This is a genomic window from Sinorhizobium sp. 22678 (assembly GCF_052044265.1).
In the GTDB taxonomy this organism is placed as follows: domain Bacteria; phylum Pseudomonadota; class Alphaproteobacteria; order Rhizobiales; family Rhizobiaceae; genus Sinorhizobium; species Sinorhizobium meliloti_A.
The window spans coordinates 203505-219087 of record NZ_JBQEMS010000004.1; the positions used below are offsets into that span (position 1 = coordinate 203505).

Here is a 15583-nt window from a genome sequence, read left to right on the forward strand (position 1 = left end):
CTAAAGAAGGTCTTGCGATGCTCTCCCGGCTTTTCTCCCGTTACAAACGTCCGTTCCTGTCCTTGAGCGAACAGGAAATCCTTGCCCTCGCCATATCCTCGGAAGAGGATGACGGACGCATCTATCTCGCCTATGCCGACGCTCTGCGCCAAAAATATCCCCATTCCGCAAGGGTCTTCGAGGAAATGGCGGAGGAGGAGAGCCACCACCGCCAGGCCTTGATCGACCTGCACGTCGCCCGTTTCGGCAACCGCATCCCGCTCGTTCGGCGCGAACACGTGCGCGATTTTCCGGAGCGCAAGCCCGATTGGCTGATCGCCGAGATGCCTATCGAAAAGGCGCGCGCCGAAGCCGAGGCGATGGAGGAGGCGGCGCACCGGTTTTACGTCGAGGCTGCGGCGCGCACGCAGGACGCGGCGACGCGCAAGCTCTTGGGCGATCTGGCGATTGCCGAGAAGTCGCATGAATCGCTCGCCCGCCGGCTCGGTGAGGAGCATACGCCCGTGGACGTGCGCGACGAGGAAGATGAGACCTCACGCCGCCAGTTCATACTCACCTATGTGCAGCCGGGCCTCGCGGGACTGATGGATGGCTCCGTTTCGACGCTCGCGCCGATCTTCGCCGCAGCCTTCGCCACGCAGGATACATGGCAGACCTTTCTCGTCGGTCTGTCGGCCTCCGTCGGCGCAGGCATATCGATGGGTTTCACCGAGGCGGCGCATGATGACGGCAAGCTTTCCGGCCGCGGCTCGCCGGTCAAGCGCGGGCTCGCCTCGGGCATCATGACGGCACTCGGCGGTCTCGGCCACGCTCTGCCCTATCTCATTCCGCATTTCTGGACCGCGACAATGACGGCAGCGGCAATCGTCTTCTTCGAACTATGGGCAATCGCCTTCATCCAGAATCGCTATATGGAAACGCCCTTTCTGAGGGCCGCCTTTCAGGTGGTGCTCGGTGGCGGCCTGGTTCTTGCCGCCGGCATCGTCATCGGGAATGCTTAGAGCATTTCAATGTTCCGTAGAGACACTGAAGCGCTCTACCCATTTGAATCAACGGACTTCCGGACGAAAACCGTTAGACACTTTTCCTGGAAGTGCTCTGGAGTCGTGCTCGTTTACAGCGAGCAACAGCACCGCGTCTGCGGCGCGGTGCTGAGCTCTTTCAGCCCAAGGACCTGGTCTGGCTGGATTCCTGTGACGAGCACAGGAAGGAGGAGTTTCGGGGACGGCACGCGTTACCACGAAGCCCGCTTTGGGTATCCGAGCGATTTCACCGACACGCGTAAAAAAGGCCGCAGGATGCGGCCTTTTTGAGAGGAACCGTTCGACGGGATCAGTTTCCGACGGAACCGACGAGCACTTCCCCGCCATTGTCGATGGTGACCCAACGGCCGCTGTGAGTCGTCGCCTGCCGCTTGAGGAAGCGGTAGGGCGTGTGCGTCCACAGCTTCACCCCATCGTCGAGATTGTCGAGAACGAAGTCGCCCTGCGCTGTGCGTACCGTCAGCACCGCATGGCCCTCGCCATCCGGCTTGCGCACCACCGTCATCAGCAGGTTGCCGGCGGAGAAGCCCTTCTGCATGAGGCGTCTGCGCTTTTCGAGCGCGAAGTCCTCGCAATCGCCCTGTCTCCCCGGATAGGACCACACCTCGTCCCGACCGGTAAGCTCGATGTCTGTTACCGGCGCGATCTGCCGGTTGACGGAAGCGTTGACCTGGCGAATGGCAGCCCAGCCGCCGGCGGTGACACGCGGCGGCACCGTCGCCTTCGAACGGACGCTGCACTCGCCCCTGTGCTTCTGACAGAACTCGTAATGCCCGATCGGCTGCGAGGTCACCGCGCCGGTCTGCATCCAGGGAGTAGCTCCCGCCTGTGCGGGAATTGCCGTGTTCGTGGAAATGAAAAGCGCACACAGCGCCGCGAAACTTGCCTTAACCCCGGTCCAAGACTGCATACAGATCCCCTGCAACGCGCCCGCATCCGTACCTTCCGGATCGATCCGCGCAATCAAAAGTTGTCGACAGCTTTATTAGGAATTTCCCCTGCGCTGCTCTAATCGTTAATAAAGAGTTAATATACTCCGCTTGTCGGAGTCAATCGCCTGATTCGGACTAGTCCGTTTTATGGTTAAGGCTCGCGGCAGACGGACGCAGAAGCCCGCCAGCGCAGGGGTTTGGCCATACCTTGCGAAGCAATATCAGGGAATTTTGATTAGGCCGGATGGACTAGTCGTGCGCTCAGGCCTTGGTCAGCATGGCGTCGATCGCCTGTTTCAATTTGGCAATGTCCTCCTCGCGGGACAACCGGTGGTCGCCATCGCGGATCAGGGTCATGACGACGTCGTCAGCCGGCATGTGCTCCATCAGTTTGAGGGCATGCGTGTAGGGGACGTCCGGATCGCGCATGCCTTGGAGAATGTGCACCGGGCAGCCGGTTTCGATCGGCCCTTTCATGACGAGGTTGTTGCGGCCATCCTCGATCAGCGCGCGGGTGAAAACATTGGGTTCGGGGCTGTATTCCGATGGCTCTTCGAAATAACCCCGTTCGGCGAGCGCGGTCCTTTCGGCATCGGTAAGATTGGGCTCGATGAGCTCGGCGGTGAAGTCGGGGGCCGGGGCGATCAGCACGAGGCCGCAGAGGCGGGCGACCCCACCCTCCCCAAGGTGGGCGCGGCTTTTGAGCTTCTCGGCAAGGCGCAGCGCGACCCAGGCACCCATGGAGGAACCGATCAGGATCATGCGCGCCGTCGCGGCGTGATCGATCACGGCGAGACTCTCCTCGACCCAGCGCGAGATCGTACCATCCCTGTAGTCGCCGTCCGACGCGCCGTGGCCCGAATAGTCGAAGCGAATGCAGTCGGTGCCGGCCTCGCGCGCGTGCCGCTCGACCTCCACCGCCTTCGTTCCGGTCATATCGGATCGGTAGCCGCCGAGCCAGACGAGCGCCGGATGGCCTGGATGCTGCCGGTCTTTCAATTGGACATCCGACGGATTTCCGGCGCGGAAGATACGCATGGCGATGCTTCTGGCCGCATCTCCCGTTCCCACTTCGATCCGTGTGATCTCGGTTTCAGCCGGCGTGGTCGACATCGAGTAACTCCCTGAAGGCCTGATAATGACGGATTTCCTTCTAAAACAGATTCTTTCGGGCATCGACAGAGGATGATTTTCATTGCGGGCCATGCTATTGACTCTGGAGCCGCAATTCACACATTGCCGTCAGTGACTGTTTCAAGCGCTTCTGTTTGAGATCGCGCTGACCGTTTGACCGAATATCTACTATCAATAGCTCGAGGAGAGTACGACCATTCGCAGACCCTTCAAAGCGGACGCTCCAGTCAAGGAAGGACCGCGCGCAAACAAGGAAATCCGGGTCCCCCGGGTTCAGCTTATCGATGCCGAAGGCCAGAACTTGGGCAGCATTCCGATCGACCAGGCGCTCCGCATGGCGGACGAGGCCGGTCTCGACCTCGTAGAGATCGCACCGAACTCCGATCCGCCGGTGTGCAAGATCCTCGACCTCGGCAAGCTGAAATACGCGAACCAGAAGAAAGCCGCCGAGGCGCGCAAGAAGCAGAAGATCGTCGAGATCAAGGAAATCAAGATGCGCCCCAACATCGACACCCATGATTATGAGGTGAAGATGAAGGCCATGAACCGCTTCTTCGAGGAAGGCGACAAGGTCAAGGTGACGCTGAAGTTCCGCGGCCGCGAAATGGCCCACCAGGAACTCGGCATGAAACTTCTGATGCAGGTCAAGGACGACACCCAGGAAATCGCCAAGGTGGAAGCCGAACCCAAGCTCGAAGGCCGCCAGATGATGATGGTTCTTGCGCCGAAGTGATCGGCGGAGCCTGACAGACCAGACACGCTTGGTGAAGCCGCCCCGGGAGGAGTTCGTGGGGCGGCTTTCCTTTTTGGGAAGGCTTACGTGCGAGCGACCTCCGGACCGCTTGCCTTTTCCGGGATGTGCGGTTATAAGCCCCCGTCCGAACGGTCCGGCAGGGCATGCCGTGGCCGTTCTTAACGCTGGAAATGGGCCTCGTCTGCCTGTTTCGCATATCAAGAACAATGGAGTAGCAAAATGCCCAAGATGAAGACGAAATCGTCTGCCAAAAAGCGGTTCAAAATCACCGCAACCGGCAAAGTTCGAGCTGCTGCTGCTGGCAAGCGCCACGGCATGATCAAGCGGTCCAACAAGTTCATTCGCGACGCGCGCGGAACCATGGTTCTCGCTGAGCCCGATGGCAAGAAGGTCGTCAAGAACTACCTGCCTAACGGTCTTTAAGACGTCTGGCGATTTGGATTTTAAGGAGATCATGACATGGCACGTGTAAAACGCGGCGTAACCTCCCACGCCAAGCACAAGAAGACGCTCAAGGCAGCCAAGGGCTTCTACGGCCGCCGCAAGAACACCATCCGCGCCGCCAAGGCAGCGGTGGATCGTTCCAAGCAGTTTGCTTACCGCGACCGCAAGGTCAACAAGCGCAATTTCCGCGCGCTCTGGATCCAGCGCATCAACGCTGCCGTCCGCGAATTCGGCCTTACCTACGGCCGCTTCATCGACGGTCTGAACAAGGCCGGTATCGAAGTCGATCGCAAGGTCCTGTCCGACATGGCAATCCATGAGCCGGCAGCATTCGGCGCCCTGGTCGAAGCTTCCAAGAAGGCGCTCGCCTATCTCAAGGAAGCCGGCACGGCAAACGAGTTTGAAAGCGCTGTCCGTTAAGCCAGCGTTTTCCCAAGACCGTTTCTGAAATTGTTGGGAAACCCGCGCTGGCAGGGCTGGCGCGGGTTTTTCTTGTTCGGCTCGCGGCGATCCTACCGCCGAAGTGTCGAACCGATACACGAACCGCATCGAGGCAGGACAGAATGAGCGAACTGGAAACATTGGAACGGACCTTGCTGGCGGAAATCGACGCCGCCGCCGACGAGGGGGCGATCGAGGCGGTGCGCGTCGGCGCGCTCGGCAAGAAGGGATCGATTTCGGAACTGCTGAAGACGCTCGGTTCGATGAGCCCGGAGGAGCGCCAGACCCGCGGCGCGCGCATCAATGCGCTGAAGAACACGGTGACGGAGGCGATCTCCGCCCGCAAGACGGCGCTCAAGGACGCGGCGATCGCCGAACGGCTGGCGCGCGAGACGGTGGACATCAGCCTGCCCGTCCGCTCCTCGCCGGCCGAGCGCGGCCGCATCCATCCGATCAGCCAGATCGTGGACGAGATCACCGCGATCTTCGGCGACATGGGTTTCTCGATTGCCGAGGGGCCGGATATCGAGACGGACTACTACAACTTCACGGCTCTGAACTTCCCCGAAGGTCATCCGGCCCGCGAGATGCACGACACCTTCTTCTTCGCGCCCGACGAGAAGGGTGAGCGCAAGGTGCTGCGCACGCACACCTCGCCGGTGCAGATACGCACGATGGAGGCCGGGCAGCCGCCAATTCGCATCATCATTCCGGGCAAGACCTATCGCCAGGATTCCGACGCGACCCACTCGCCGATGTTTCATCAGGTGGAAGGTCTCGTCATCGACAGGACGGCGAATGTCGCCAATATGCGTTGGGTGCTCGAGGAATTCTGCAAGGCCTTCTTCGAGGTCGATCAGGTGACGATGCGCTTCCGCCCGTCCTTCTTCCCGTTCACGGAACCCTCCTTCGAGGTCGACATCCAGTGCGACCGCTCCGGCCCGATCGTCAAGTTCGGCGAGGGCAAGGACTGGATGGAGATTCTCGGCTGCGGCATGGTGCATCCGAACGTGCTCAGGGCCGGCGGCCTCGATCCGGACGAATATCAAGGCTTCGCCTGGGGCATGGGCCTCGATCGCATCGCCATGCTGAAATACGGCATGCCCGACCTGCGCGACTTCTTCAATGCCGATGTCCGCTGGATGACCCATTACGGCTTCCGCCCGCTCGACATGCCGACGCTCTTCGGCGGCCTCTCGGCGTGACCCGCGCAGAAAATCAAAGGACACAGGTGACATCATGAAGTTCACGCTTTCCTGGCTGAAGGACCATCTGGAAACCGACGCCTCGCTCGAGGAAATCTGCGCCCGCCTGACGATGATCGGGCTGGAAGTCGAGGATGTCGACGACAAGGCGGCGTTCAAGCCCTTCGTCATCGCCAGGGTGATCTCCGCCGAGCAGCACCCGAATGCCGACAAGCTCAGAGTGCTGATGGTCGACACCGGCTCCGGCGAGCCGGTGCAGGTCGTCTGCGGCGCGCCGAACGCGCGCAAGGGCCTCGTCGGTGCCTTTGCCGCGCCCGGCACCCATGTGCCCGGCATCGGCGTGACGCTCTCCGTCGGCAACATCCGTGGCGTCGAAAGCCGCGGCATGATGTGCTCGGAAAAGGAGCTGGAGATCTCCGACGACCACACCGGCATCATCGATCTGCCCGAGAACGCGCCGGTCGGCACCAGCTATGCGACCTATGCCGGCCTCGACGACCCGGTCATCGAAATCAACCTGACGCCGAACCGGCCGGATTGCACCAGCGTCCACGGCATCGCCCGCGATCTCGCGGCATCCGGTCTCGGCACCTTGAAGACGCGGCCGGCGCCGTCCTTCGCCGTGGAAGGCGAGACGCCCGTCAAGGTCCGCCTCGATCTCGGCGAGGACAGGCATCTCTGCCCCGGCTTCGCGCTTCGCCTCGTGCGCGGCGTGAAGAACGGCCCGAGCCCCGCCTGGATGCGCCAGCGGCTGACTGCCATCGGCCTCCGCCCGATCAACGCGCTGGTCGATATCACCAATTACCTGACCTTCGACCAGGGCCGGCCGCTGCATGTCTTCGACGCGGCGAAGGTCGAGGGCAACCTGACGGTCCGCCGTGCCAGGGAAGGCGAAAAGGTGCTGGCGCTCGATACGCGCGAATACACGCTGTCGCCCGCCAATGTGGTGATCGCCGACGAAGAAGGCGTCGAGTCGATCGGCGGCATCATGGGCGGCGAGCATTCCGGCTGTGACGAGGCGACGACCGACGTGCTGATCGAATCGGCGCTCTGGGATCCGATGAACATCGCCAAGACCGGCCGCACGCTCGGCATCATCACCGATGCGCGCTACCGCTTCGAGCGCGGCGTCGATCCGGAATACATGGCGCCTGGCCTCGAACGGGCGACCGAACTGGTGCTGGAGCTCTGCGGTGGTACCGCGGCCAAGATGGACGTCGTCGGTTATGAGGGCCACGAGCCAAAGTCCCTCGATTTCCCGGTCTCGGAGGTCAAGCGCCTGACCGGCCTCGAGGTCTCCTCCGAGGAGAGCGTTTCCATCCTCAGGAAGCTCGGCTTCGGCGTCGAGGGCTCCGGCGAACGCCTGACGGTAACCGTCCCTTCCTGGCGGCCGGACATCGACGGCAAGGCGGACCTCGTAGAGGAGGTCATGCGCATCCATGGCGTCGACAACATCGTCGCCGCGCCGCTCGCAAGCCACAATGCCGTCAACGGCAAGATCCTGACGGTGCTGCAGATCCGCACGCGCCAGGCGCGGCGTGCGCTCGCAAGCCGCGGCATGCTCGAAGCCGTCACCTGGTCCTTCATCCCGGAAGAGCATGCAAAACTCTTCGGCGGCGGCCGGCCGGAACTGAAGCTCGCCAATCCGATCGCCGCCGACATGTCGGACATGCGGCCGTCGCTCCTGCCGGGCCTCCTGGCCGGGGCGCAGCGCAATGCCGACAAGGGCTACGGCGATGTCGCGATCTTCGAGGTTTCCGGCATCTATGAGGGCGACACGCCCGAGGCGCAGCGCCGCGTCGCCGGCGGCATCCGCCGCGGCACCGCATCGCTCAACGGCACCGGCCGGTCGTGGTCGAACGCCGTAAAGGGCGGCGGCAAGCCGGTCGATGTCTTCGACGCGAAGGCCGATGCCATCGCCGTGCTCGAGGCCTGCGGCGTGCCGATGGCCAATGTCCAGTTCGAAGCCGGCGGTCCCGCCTGGTATCACCCCGGCCGCTCGGCAACGATCAAGCTGGGCCCGAAGACCGTGCTCGGCGCTTTTGGGGAGTTCCACCCGAAGACCTTGGACGCCCTCGACGTCTCCGGGCCGCTTTCAGGCTTCGAGATCTATATCGATGCCATGCCGGAGCCGAAGAAGAAGACGACCCGCACCAAGCCGGCACTGGAGCTTTCGCCCTTCCAGGCAGTCAAACGCGACTTCGCCTTCGTCGTAGACAAGGCGGTCGAGGCCGCTGCGATCGTCAGGGCCGCGTCCGGCGCCGACCGCAAACTGGTTACGGCCGTCAACGTCTTCGACGTCTTCGAAGGCGCATCTCTCGGCGAGGGCAGGAAGTCGGTAGCGATCGAGGTAACGATCCAGCCGGTAGAGCGCACCCTGACCGACGAGGATTTCGAGGCGCTGACCTCGCGCATCGTCGCCAACGTGGCAAAGAGCACCGGGGGCGTGCTGCGCGCTTGATGAATAGGTGAGGGGGAGCCGGTTTGGTTTCCTCATTCCTGTGCTTGTCACAGGAATCCAGCCAGCCCAACTCCTTGGGCTGAACGAACGCTTCCCGCGCCGCAGACGCGGCGCTGCTCTCATCCTGTGACGAGCATAGGGATGAGGAAAAAGGAGAGATTGCAGTCCTCCGAAAAGTCCTACAGCGCCGCCGCGTCTTATGAGACGCGCAACTAGCCATGCCGGTGCCAGACCTTGTTGACGATCAGCCATCGCCCGTCGACCTTCAGCAAGGACAGGTAATCGGAATAGCGCGCGCCGGCGAATTCATCGATCACCTTCACGCTGGCGACGTCGCCGGTGATGTGGACCATCTCCACTTCCATGAGCGGCTGCGTATCCGGGGACGCCGCGCCTTCCCTCACGATGGAGGCGATGAAGGCGTCGCGTGTCTGCCACTCGACGGCTCCTCCTGCGTTGCCGACGATCGATGCGCTCGGATGGAAGGCCTTGCGCAAAGCCCCCTCGTTGGCGAAGGCCATGCCGTCGACATAAAGATGGACGACCGCGCTGATGGCCTGCTCTTCGGACATGGTTTTTTCCTCCTTTCCGGAGCGGTGACAGACGCGGCTATCCGCCCCGCAGGCCGCTCCTGTTCCCACGAAGGCGGACATCTTCTCATAGGTAGGACATCGCAATGGAATTGCGATGCCCTCCAGGACTTCGACGCTGCCGGTCGGGTCTTCACCTGTTCGTCAGTGCCAGCGACGCATCGGAATAGCGTTTTCCAGCGACCAGCGTTGGAGAGAGCGCTTCGCCGAGTTCGGCGCGTTCCCTGTCGGTGAGGACGATTCCGGCGGCAGCCACGTTCTGCTCCAGATGCTCGATCCTGCGCGCGCCCGGGATCGGAACGATGTCATCTCCCTGGTTGACCACCCAGGCGAGTGCGAGTTGGGCGGCCGTCACGCCTCTTTCCGCGGCCAGCCTTTCGAGGGTTGCGACCAGCGCGGCGTTGGCCTCGAAGTTCTCCTGTTGGAAGCGCGGCAGCGACCGGCGGAAATCGTCGGCAGCGAGATCTTCGACCTTGCGGATGGTGCCTGTCAGCATGCCGCGCCCGAGCGGACTATAGGGCACGAAGCCGATCCCCAGTTCGCGGCAGGTGTCGAGCACCTCCTGTTCCGGGTCGCGCGACCAGAGCGAATACTCGCTTTGTATCGCTGCGATCGGATGCACGGCATGGGCACGGCGTATGGTGGCAGCGCTTGCCTCGGAAAGCCCGAGTGCGCGCACCTTGCCCTCCTTCACCAGTTCCGCCATCGCGCCGACGGTTTCCTCGATCGGCACGGCGGGATCGACGCGGTGCTGGTAATAGAGGTCGATGACGTCCGTCCCGAGTCGCTTGAGGGAGGCCTCGGCGACGGCTTTCGCATTTTCCGGCCGGCCATCGACGCCTTTGATCGCTTCGGCGGCGGGTTTGCCCGGGTCGATGCGGAAACCGAACTTGGTGGCGATCACCACCTGGTCTCGCCGGCTCTTCAGCGCCTTGCCCAGTAGCTTCTCGTTCTCATAAGGCCCATAAACTTCCGCCGTATCGAAGAAGTCGACGCCGAGTTCGATGGCGCGGTGTAGCGTGCGGATCGATTGGCTCTCGTCGGCTTCGCCATAGGCGAAGCTCATGCCCATGCAGCCGAGGCCGACGGCCGAAACGGTGAGTTCATTGCCGAGCTTGCGGGTCTTCATTGGATTTCCTTTCGGGCTGAACGCGCGGCCTGCGGGGTGGCATACGGCGTTCGCGAAGAAGATGGAGAAGCATATCGCTGGACTGAGCCTTTCGGCACGGGCCCGACGACAAGGCGAAGATAGGTGCCGCGCGGCCGGTTGAAAATCTCTGTCAATTCTCACGGGCTGTTCTATTATTTCGATCAATGAACCGCACACAGCTCTCCCAACTGGCCGTCCTTTCCGCCGTCGCCGCCCATGGCAGCTTTCGCGGGGCGGCGAAGGAACTCGGCATCGCGCCATCTGCCGTCAGCCACGCCGTGGGCAGTCTGGAAGCGAGCCTCGGCGTTCGTCTCCTCGCGCGCACGACGCGCAGCGTCGCGGCCACGGAGGAGGGAAAGCGCCTGCTGGAGCGGCTGCGGCCGGCGCTCGACGACATTGCCGAGGCGCTGCAGCGGGCGGCGGAGGCGCGCGATCGTCCGGCCGGAAAACTGCGCGTCACCGCCCCTCGTTTTGCAGCCGACCTCATTCTGGCGCCGCGCCTTGGCGACTTCCTCGGGCGCTATCCGGACATCGTCCTCGAAATCGCCAATGAGGACGGCTTCACCGATATTGTCGAGGAGGGGTATGACGCCGGCATCAGGCTCGGCGAGAGCCTGGAGGCCGACATGGTCGCGGTGAAGGTCGGGCCGGAGCTGAAAAGCGCGGTCGTCGCCGCACCGACCTATTTCGAGCGCTTCCAGCGGCCGCGGCACCCGCGCGATCTGGCGGGCCATCGCTGCATCCGCCGCCGCTTCTCCAACGGCACCCTCTATCGCTGGGAGTTCGAGAAAGAGGGGGAGGAACTGACCGTTTCGGTGAACGGCCCGCTCATTCTGGGCGAGGACCGGCCGATCATCGAGGCCGCGATCGGCGGTGCGGGGCTCGCCTATCTCTTCGAGCCGCGCGTCAGCGGATATGTAGGTGAGGGCAAACTGGTCCGGGTGCTCGAGGACTGGTGCGCGCCCTATGCGGGCCCCTTCCTCTATTATCCGACCCGCCGGCTGATGCGTCCGGCGCTCCGGGCCTTCATCGATTTCTTCCGCCACAGCGGGTGACGGCCGGCGGGGAGCGCCGGCCGTCGTGACGGCTTACGCGGCCTTCTTGTTCACTTGGGCCATCGCGAGTTTCGTCAGGTCCTCGTCGGTGACGACTTCTTCCTTCAAAGTCGCGTCGAGCAGCGATACCGCATCCTTGAGACCGATGGTCTTTGCCCAGGTCTTCAGGGTGCCGTAGCGGGAGATTTCATAATGCTCGACCGCTTGCGCGGCGGAGATGAGGCCCGCATCGAGCGCGGCCGTGCCCTTGAATTCGTCCATGATCTCTTCGCCCTCGGCGACGATGCCCTCGATCGCCTCGCAGGTCTTGCCCTGCGGGCGCTTGCCGATCATTTCGAATACCTGCTGCAGCCGCTCCACATGGGTCTCGGTCTGCTCCTTGTGCTTCTCGAACGCGGCCTTCAGCTCAGGGGCCTGGGCAGCGCGTGCCATCTTCGGCAAAGCCTTCAGGATTTTCCGCTCGGCATAATAGATGTCCTTGAGCGTATCGTGGAACAGGTCGTCCAGCGTTTTTTCTTTGGCCATTTCGGGTTTCCTTCCTCGTCTGCTTCGTGTTGCCTTCGACCCGCAATCAACAGCAAAGGGCGAAGATTTGTTCCTCGCGACTGCAAAAAGCGCATGAGACGCGGGTCAAATTCGTCGCTTTCGCGAAGGGTGTCCGTTTCACTTCAGGCGGAAATCGGGTGGTTGCAGCGTGGCGCATCGGCAATGGTCCCGCCGTCAACGCAATCGGATGGAGAAGAATCATGTCGAGACTGGAAGGTAAGATCGCGATCGTCACCGGCGCAAGCTCGGGTATCGGCCGCGCCGCCGCGCTGCTCTTTGCGCGCGAGGCGGCAAAGGTCGTGGTCACCGCCCGCAACGAGAATGCGCTTGCGGAGCTTACCGACGAGATTGCCCGAGAGGGCGGCGAGGCGGCAGCGCTTGCCGGCGACGTGCGCGACGAAGCCCTGCATGAGGCGCTGGTCGAACTGGCGGTGCGCCGCTTCGGCGGGCTCGATACCGCCTTCAACAATGCCGGGGCGCTCGGTGCGATGGGAGAGATTTCGTCGCTCAGCGTCGAAGGCTGGCGCGAGACGCTCGATACCAATTTGACGAGCGCCTTCCTGGCGGTGAAGTATCAGGTTCCGGCAATCGTGGCGCGGGGCAGTGGTTCGCTCACCTTCACTTCGAGCTTCGTCGGCCACACGGCCGGTTTTGCCGGGGTCGCCCCCTATGCGGCGAGCAAGGCGGGACTGATCGGGCTGGTGCAGGCGCTGGCCGTCGAGCTTGGCGCGCGCGGCATCCGCGTGAACGCGCTGCTGCCCGGCGGCACCGACACGCCCGCCAATTTCGCGAACCTCCCGGGAGCGGCGCCCGAGACGCGCGGTTTCGTGGAAGGGCTGCACGCATTGAAGCGCATTGCGCGACCCGAGGAAATCGCCGAAGCGGCGCTTTATCTCGCCTCGGACGGTGCCAGCTTCGTGACCGGCGCGGCGCTGCTGGCCGACGGCGGCGCTTCGGTGGCGAAGGCGTGAGCGCAGAGCGTGAGCACAGCAACTGAAAGCAGGGAAGCATGAAGAAACCTGGGTCGATGAAATCGCTTGAAGACCTCGGGCGCGTACGCCTCTCGAAGAACTTTTTCCTGCGCGATTTCCTTCACTCCGAGATCGCGGAGTTCTACGGGATTCCGAATATCCCCGACGATCCGGAACTGGCGATCGAGGCCGGACGGAAACTGTGCGGCGAACTTCTGGAACCGCTCGAGGCGACCTTCGGTCGGCTGCACATCCGCTCGGGCTACCGAAACCGTGCCGTGAACGCCTTCGGCAACGCCAACAGGCTCAACTGCTCGACGAATGCGGCAACGGCCGCCGACCATATCTGGGACATGCGCGATGCGGAGGGCTGCATGGGGGCCACCGCCTGCATCGCCATTCCCTGGGTCTGGGACCGGGAACGTCACGAAGGCGGCTGGCAGAGCCTGGCCTGGTGGATTCACGACCACCTTCCCTACGCCTCGCTCTGCTTTTTTCCCAAGCTTTGGGCCTTCAACATCCAGTGGCACGAGAGGCCGCGCCGCAGGATCAGCAGCTACGCCGAGCCGCGCGGGCTGCTGACCAGGCCCGGCATGGCCAACCACGAGGGCAGTCATGCGCAACTTTACCCAGGGTTTCCGAAGCTTGCGGCCGGGGGCGGGTCTTCCTGACGAGGGCAAATCCCCTCTATTCGCTCACTTCGTTCAGCCGTCTTATCGCCTCTTCCGGCAACGTCAATTCCGCCGATCTCACCAGACTTGCCAGCTGGTCGGCATTGGTGGCGCTGGCGATCGGTGCGGTGACGCCGTCGCGGGCGATGATCCAGGCCAGCGCGATCTCCGCCTGTTTCGCGCCGGTCTCCTCGGCGATTTCATCCAAGACGCCGAGAATCCGCATGCCGCGTCCGTCGAGATATTTTTCGACGCCGCCGCCGCGAGCGGAGCCTTCCAGATCCTTGTGTGAGCGGTACTTGCCGGAAAGAAAGCCTCTCGCAAGGCTGAAATAGGTGATGACGCCGATCTCCTCGGCGATGCAGAGATTGCGTAGCGGACCGTCATAGGAAGCGCGGTCGTAGAGATTGTATTCGGGCTGCAGCACGTCGTAGCGGGGCAGGCCGTTCGCCGCCGCGACGTCGAGAGCGTCGCGCATCTGCTGCGCATCGAGATTCGATGCGCCGATCGCCCGCAGCTTGCCCTGGGAGAGAAGCGCATCGTAGGCGGCAAGCGTCTCTTCATAGGGTGTGTCGGGGTCCGGCCAGTGGGAGAGATAGAGGTCGATATAATCGGTCTGCAGGCGTTTCAGCGATTCCTCGACTGCCTGCATGATCCAGTGCCGCGAGAGGCCCTTGCGGTCGGGTCCGAGGTCCGAACCGACCTTGGTGACGATGACGGCGCTGTCGCGCGAGCGTCCGGATTGCTTCAGCCATTTGCCGATGATCGTTTCCGACTCGCCGCCTCTGTTGCCCGGCGCCCAGGAGGAATAGACGTCGGCGGTGTCGACGGCGTTAAAACCTGCATCGAAAAAGGCATCGAGAAGCGAGAACGACGTTTTCTCATCCGCGGTCCAGCCGAAGACGTTGCCGCCGAAGACGAGCGGGGCAATCGAGAGGCCGGTACGGCCAAGTCTGCGCATTTTCATGGTTTCGCTCCATGTGGTTGGATGAAAACAAGCTGCGATGGGGAGGATTGCGGCAAAAACATAGGCCAGCTCGCCATCGAATGACACCGGCATTCGTGGTTTTTCTGACCTCGCCACGGCTTGCTAGGTACGTACCTCGGGGATAGTCTCGGCGCAGCTAGTGACCCAGGGGAATGTCGCGCGTCCTTCGCGCCGCGCACGAAAAGGAGTCTGCCTCATGCTGCGTTTCGGAATTTTGTCGACGGCCAAGATTGGCCGCGAGCTCGTCGTACCCGCCATCCAGGACGCCGAGAACTGCGTCGTCACGGCGATCGCAAGCCGCGATCTCGCCAAGGCGAGGACCATGGCCGACCGTTTTTCCGTGCCGCATGCCTTCGGCTCCTATGAGGAGATGCTCGCCTCCGACACGATCGACGCCGTCTATATCCCGCTGCCGACGTCGCAACATGTCGAATGGGCGATCAAGGCGGCGGATGCCGGCAAGCATGTGCTCTGCGAGAAGCCGCTGGCGCTCAAGGCCGCAGAGATCGACGCCGTGATCGCGGCGCGCGAGCGCAACAAGGTACTGATCTCGGAAGCCTATATGGTGACCTACAGCCCCGTCTGGCGAAAGGTGCGCTCGCTCATAGCGGAAGGTGCCATCGGGCGCCTCAGGCATGTCCAGGGCGCCTTCACCTATTACAACCGCGATCCCGGCAACATGCGCAACGTCCCCTCGCTCGGCGGCGGCGGTCTGCCGGATATCGGCGTCTATCCGGCAATCACGACCCGGTTTTCGACCGGCAGGGAGCCGCTGCGCGTCCAGGCCAGTACCGAGCGCGATCCGGAATTCGGCACCGACATCTATTCGAGCGTTCGTGCCGACTTCGGCGATTTCGAGCTGAGCTTCTATATCTCGACACAGCTCGCCGCCCGCCAGGTCATGGTTTTCCACGGCGACAAGGGCTACATCGAGGTGAAATCGCCCTTCAATGCCGATCGCTACGGCCGGGAAGAGGTGGAATTGACCAACCAGAACCACGGCCAGTCGCAGCTCTTCCGCTTCCAGGATGCGCGTCAGTACAAGCTCGAGGCCGAGGCCTTCGCACGTGCTGCGAAAGGTGAAGCGGAGGACGTGGTGACGCTGGAAAACTCGCGCCTGAACCAGATGTTCATCGACGCGATCTACCGCGCCAGCGAAAAAGACGGCTGGGAGCCCGTCTGAAGCTAAAGGATAGGC

16 protein-coding genes are annotated in these 15583 nt (G+C 62.8%); 10 read left to right on the forward strand and 6 right to left on the reverse strand.

The annotated features are described in order from the left end of the window. The first annotated feature begins 17 nt into the window (after positions 1–17). Positions 18–1001, forward strand: coding sequence for an iron exporter MbfA (mbfA, locus tag ACTJKL_RS08555; protein ID WP_379937121.1), 984 nt, complete (start codon positions 18–20; stop codon positions 999–1001). Positions 1002–1332: 331 nt separating this feature from the next. Here the strand turns inward: mbfA and ACTJKL_RS08560 are convergent, their stop codons facing one another. Further along, positions 1333–1953 carry a transglutaminase-like cysteine peptidase gene (locus ACTJKL_RS08560; protein WP_026168499.1) on the reverse strand — a complete coding sequence of 207 codons (621 nt, stop codon included), beginning with the start codon at positions 1951–1953 and terminating at the stop codon, positions 1333–1335. A gap of 283 nt (positions 1954–2236) precedes the next feature. Then, positions 2237–3088 (reverse strand): alpha/beta hydrolase, encoded by an 852-nt coding sequence (locus ACTJKL_RS08565; RefSeq protein WP_440852685.1) that lies wholly within the window; start codon positions 3086–3088, stop codon positions 2237–2239. Positions 3089–3305: 217 nt separating this feature from the next. Here ACTJKL_RS08565 and infC point away from each other — a divergent pair, with 217 nt between their 5' ends. The 5 genes from infC (at position 3306) to pheT (ending at position 8414) form a co-directional block, all read left to right on the forward strand. Continuing rightward, positions 3306–3842, forward strand: a complete 537-nt coding sequence (gene infC, locus ACTJKL_RS08570) for a translation initiation factor IF-3 (protein ID WP_014527030.1) — start codon at positions 3306–3308, stop codon at positions 3840–3842. 240 nt (positions 3843–4082) lie between these two features. Continuing rightward, the gene (gene rpmI / locus ACTJKL_RS08575; RefSeq protein ID WP_004435490.1) at positions 4083–4286 is read left to right on the forward strand and encodes a 50S ribosomal protein L35; all 204 of its coding nucleotides are present in this window, start codon (positions 4083–4085) and stop codon (positions 4284–4286) included. A 36-nt stretch (positions 4287–4322) separates the two neighbouring features. Next, complete coding sequence (rplT, locus tag ACTJKL_RS08580) at positions 4323–4727, forward strand: 50S ribosomal protein L20 (RefSeq protein ID WP_004435481.1); 405 nt, start codon at positions 4323–4325, stop codon at positions 4725–4727. 143 nt (positions 4728–4870) lie between these two features. Continuing rightward, complete coding sequence (gene pheS, locus ACTJKL_RS08585; protein ID WP_004435478.1) at positions 4871–5953, forward strand: phenylalanine--tRNA ligase subunit alpha; 1083 nt, start codon at positions 4871–4873, stop codon at positions 5951–5953. A 34-nt stretch (positions 5954–5987) separates the two neighbouring features. After that, entirely contained in the window at positions 5988–8414 is a 2427-nt protein-coding gene (pheT, locus tag ACTJKL_RS08590; protein WP_440852686.1) for a phenylalanine--tRNA ligase subunit beta, read from the forward strand. 212 nt (positions 8415–8626) lie between these two features. Here pheT and ACTJKL_RS08595 read toward each other — a convergent pair whose 3' ends face one another. Further along, entirely contained in the window at positions 8627–8986 is a 360-nt protein-coding gene (locus ACTJKL_RS08595; protein ID WP_100669838.1) for a nuclear transport factor 2 family protein, read from the reverse strand. Positions 8987–9137: 151 nt separating this feature from the next. Further along, positions 9138–10133: an aldo/keto reductase gene (locus ACTJKL_RS08600; protein WP_275596955.1), complete on the reverse strand. Its 996-nt coding sequence runs from the start codon at positions 10131–10133 to the stop codon at positions 9138–9140. A gap of 185 nt (positions 10134–10318) precedes the next feature. Here ACTJKL_RS08600 and ACTJKL_RS08605 point away from each other — a divergent pair, with 185 nt between their 5' ends. Beyond that, entirely contained in the window at positions 10319–11209 is an 891-nt protein-coding gene (locus tag ACTJKL_RS08605) for a LysR family transcriptional regulator (protein WP_018093899.1), read from the forward strand. A gap of 33 nt (positions 11210–11242) precedes the next feature. Here ACTJKL_RS08605 and ACTJKL_RS08610 read toward each other — a convergent pair whose 3' ends face one another. Further along, the gene (locus tag ACTJKL_RS08610; protein WP_018093900.1) at positions 11243–11734 is read right to left on the reverse strand and encodes a YciE/YciF ferroxidase family protein; all 492 of its coding nucleotides are present in this window, start codon (positions 11732–11734) and stop codon (positions 11243–11245) included. A 221-nt stretch (positions 11735–11955) separates the two neighbouring features. Here ACTJKL_RS08610 and ACTJKL_RS08615 point away from each other — a divergent pair, with 221 nt between their 5' ends. Both ACTJKL_RS08615 and ACTJKL_RS08620 read left to right on the forward strand, forming a co-directional pair. Continuing rightward, complete coding sequence (locus ACTJKL_RS08615) at positions 11956–12726, forward strand: SDR family oxidoreductase (RefSeq protein ID WP_440852687.1); 771 nt, start codon at positions 11956–11958, stop codon at positions 12724–12726. Positions 12727–12764: 38 nt separating this feature from the next. Then, on the forward strand, positions 12765–13397 hold the full coding sequence (locus ACTJKL_RS08620; protein WP_275599951.1) for a hypothetical protein: 633 nt from the start codon (positions 12765–12767) through the stop codon (positions 13395–13397). Positions 13398–13413: 16 nt separating this feature from the next. Here ACTJKL_RS08620 and ACTJKL_RS08625 read toward each other — a convergent pair whose 3' ends face one another. Next, entirely contained in the window at positions 13414–14364 is a 951-nt protein-coding gene (locus ACTJKL_RS08625) for an aldo/keto reductase (RefSeq protein WP_440852688.1), read from the reverse strand. A 217-nt stretch (positions 14365–14581) separates the two neighbouring features. On the opposite strand from ACTJKL_RS08625, the gene ACTJKL_RS08630 reads away from it, so the two are divergent. Continuing rightward, positions 14582–15568 carry a Gfo/Idh/MocA family protein gene (locus ACTJKL_RS08630; protein WP_275599952.1) on the forward strand — a complete coding sequence of 329 codons (987 nt, stop codon included), beginning with the start codon at positions 14582–14584 and terminating at the stop codon, positions 15566–15568. Positions 15569–15583 lie beyond the last annotated feature (15 nt).

What these genes read in the sequence shown, in the direction of transcription:
- ACTJKL_RS08565 (WP_440852685.1), bottom strand. Translation starts at nt 3,088, where the DNA reads ATGTCGACCACGCCGGCTGAAACCGAGATCACACGGATCGAAGTGGGA.
- rplT (WP_004435481.1), top strand. Translation starts at nt 4,323, where the DNA reads ATGGCACGTGTAAAACGCGGCGTAACCTCCCACGCCAAGCACAAGAAG.
- ACTJKL_RS08620 (WP_275599951.1), top strand. Translation starts at nt 12,765, where the DNA reads ATGAAGAAACCTGGGTCGATGAAATCGCTTGAAGACCTCGGGCGCGTA.
- pheT (WP_440852686.1), top strand. Translation starts at nt 5,988, where the DNA reads ATGAAGTTCACGCTTTCCTGGCTGAAGGACCATCTGGAAACCGACGCC.
- pheS (WP_004435478.1), top strand. Translation starts at nt 4,871, where the DNA reads ATGAGCGAACTGGAAACATTGGAACGGACCTTGCTGGCGGAAATCGAC.
- ACTJKL_RS08615 (WP_440852687.1), top strand. Translation starts at nt 11,956, where the DNA reads ATGTCGAGACTGGAAGGTAAGATCGCGATCGTCACCGGCGCAAGCTCG.
- ACTJKL_RS08625 (WP_440852688.1), bottom strand. Translation starts at nt 14,364, where the DNA reads ATGAAAATGCGCAGACTTGGCCGTACCGGCCTCTCGATTGCCCCGCTC.
- ACTJKL_RS08560 (WP_026168499.1), bottom strand. Translation starts at nt 1,953, where the DNA reads ATGCAGTCTTGGACCGGGGTTAAGGCAAGTTTCGCGGCGCTGTGTGCG.
- ACTJKL_RS08610 (WP_018093900.1), bottom strand. Translation starts at nt 11,734, where the DNA reads ATGGCCAAAGAAAAAACGCTGGACGACCTGTTCCACGATACGCTCAAG.
- ACTJKL_RS08600 (WP_275596955.1), bottom strand. Translation starts at nt 10,133, where the DNA reads ATGAAGACCCGCAAGCTCGGCAATGAACTCACCGTTTCGGCCGTCGGC.
- ACTJKL_RS08605 (WP_018093899.1), top strand. Translation starts at nt 10,319, where the DNA reads ATGAACCGCACACAGCTCTCCCAACTGGCCGTCCTTTCCGCCGTCGCC.
- ACTJKL_RS08630 (WP_275599952.1), top strand. Translation starts at nt 14,582, where the DNA reads ATGCTGCGTTTCGGAATTTTGTCGACGGCCAAGATTGGCCGCGAGCTC.
- rpmI (WP_004435490.1), top strand. Translation starts at nt 4,083, where the DNA reads ATGCCCAAGATGAAGACGAAATCGTCTGCCAAAAAGCGGTTCAAAATC.
- mbfA (WP_379937121.1), top strand. Translation starts at nt 18, where the DNA reads ATGCTCTCCCGGCTTTTCTCCCGTTACAAACGTCCGTTCCTGTCCTTG.
- ACTJKL_RS08595 (WP_100669838.1), bottom strand. Translation starts at nt 8,986, where the DNA reads ATGTCCGAAGAGCAGGCCATCAGCGCGGTCGTCCATCTTTATGTCGAC.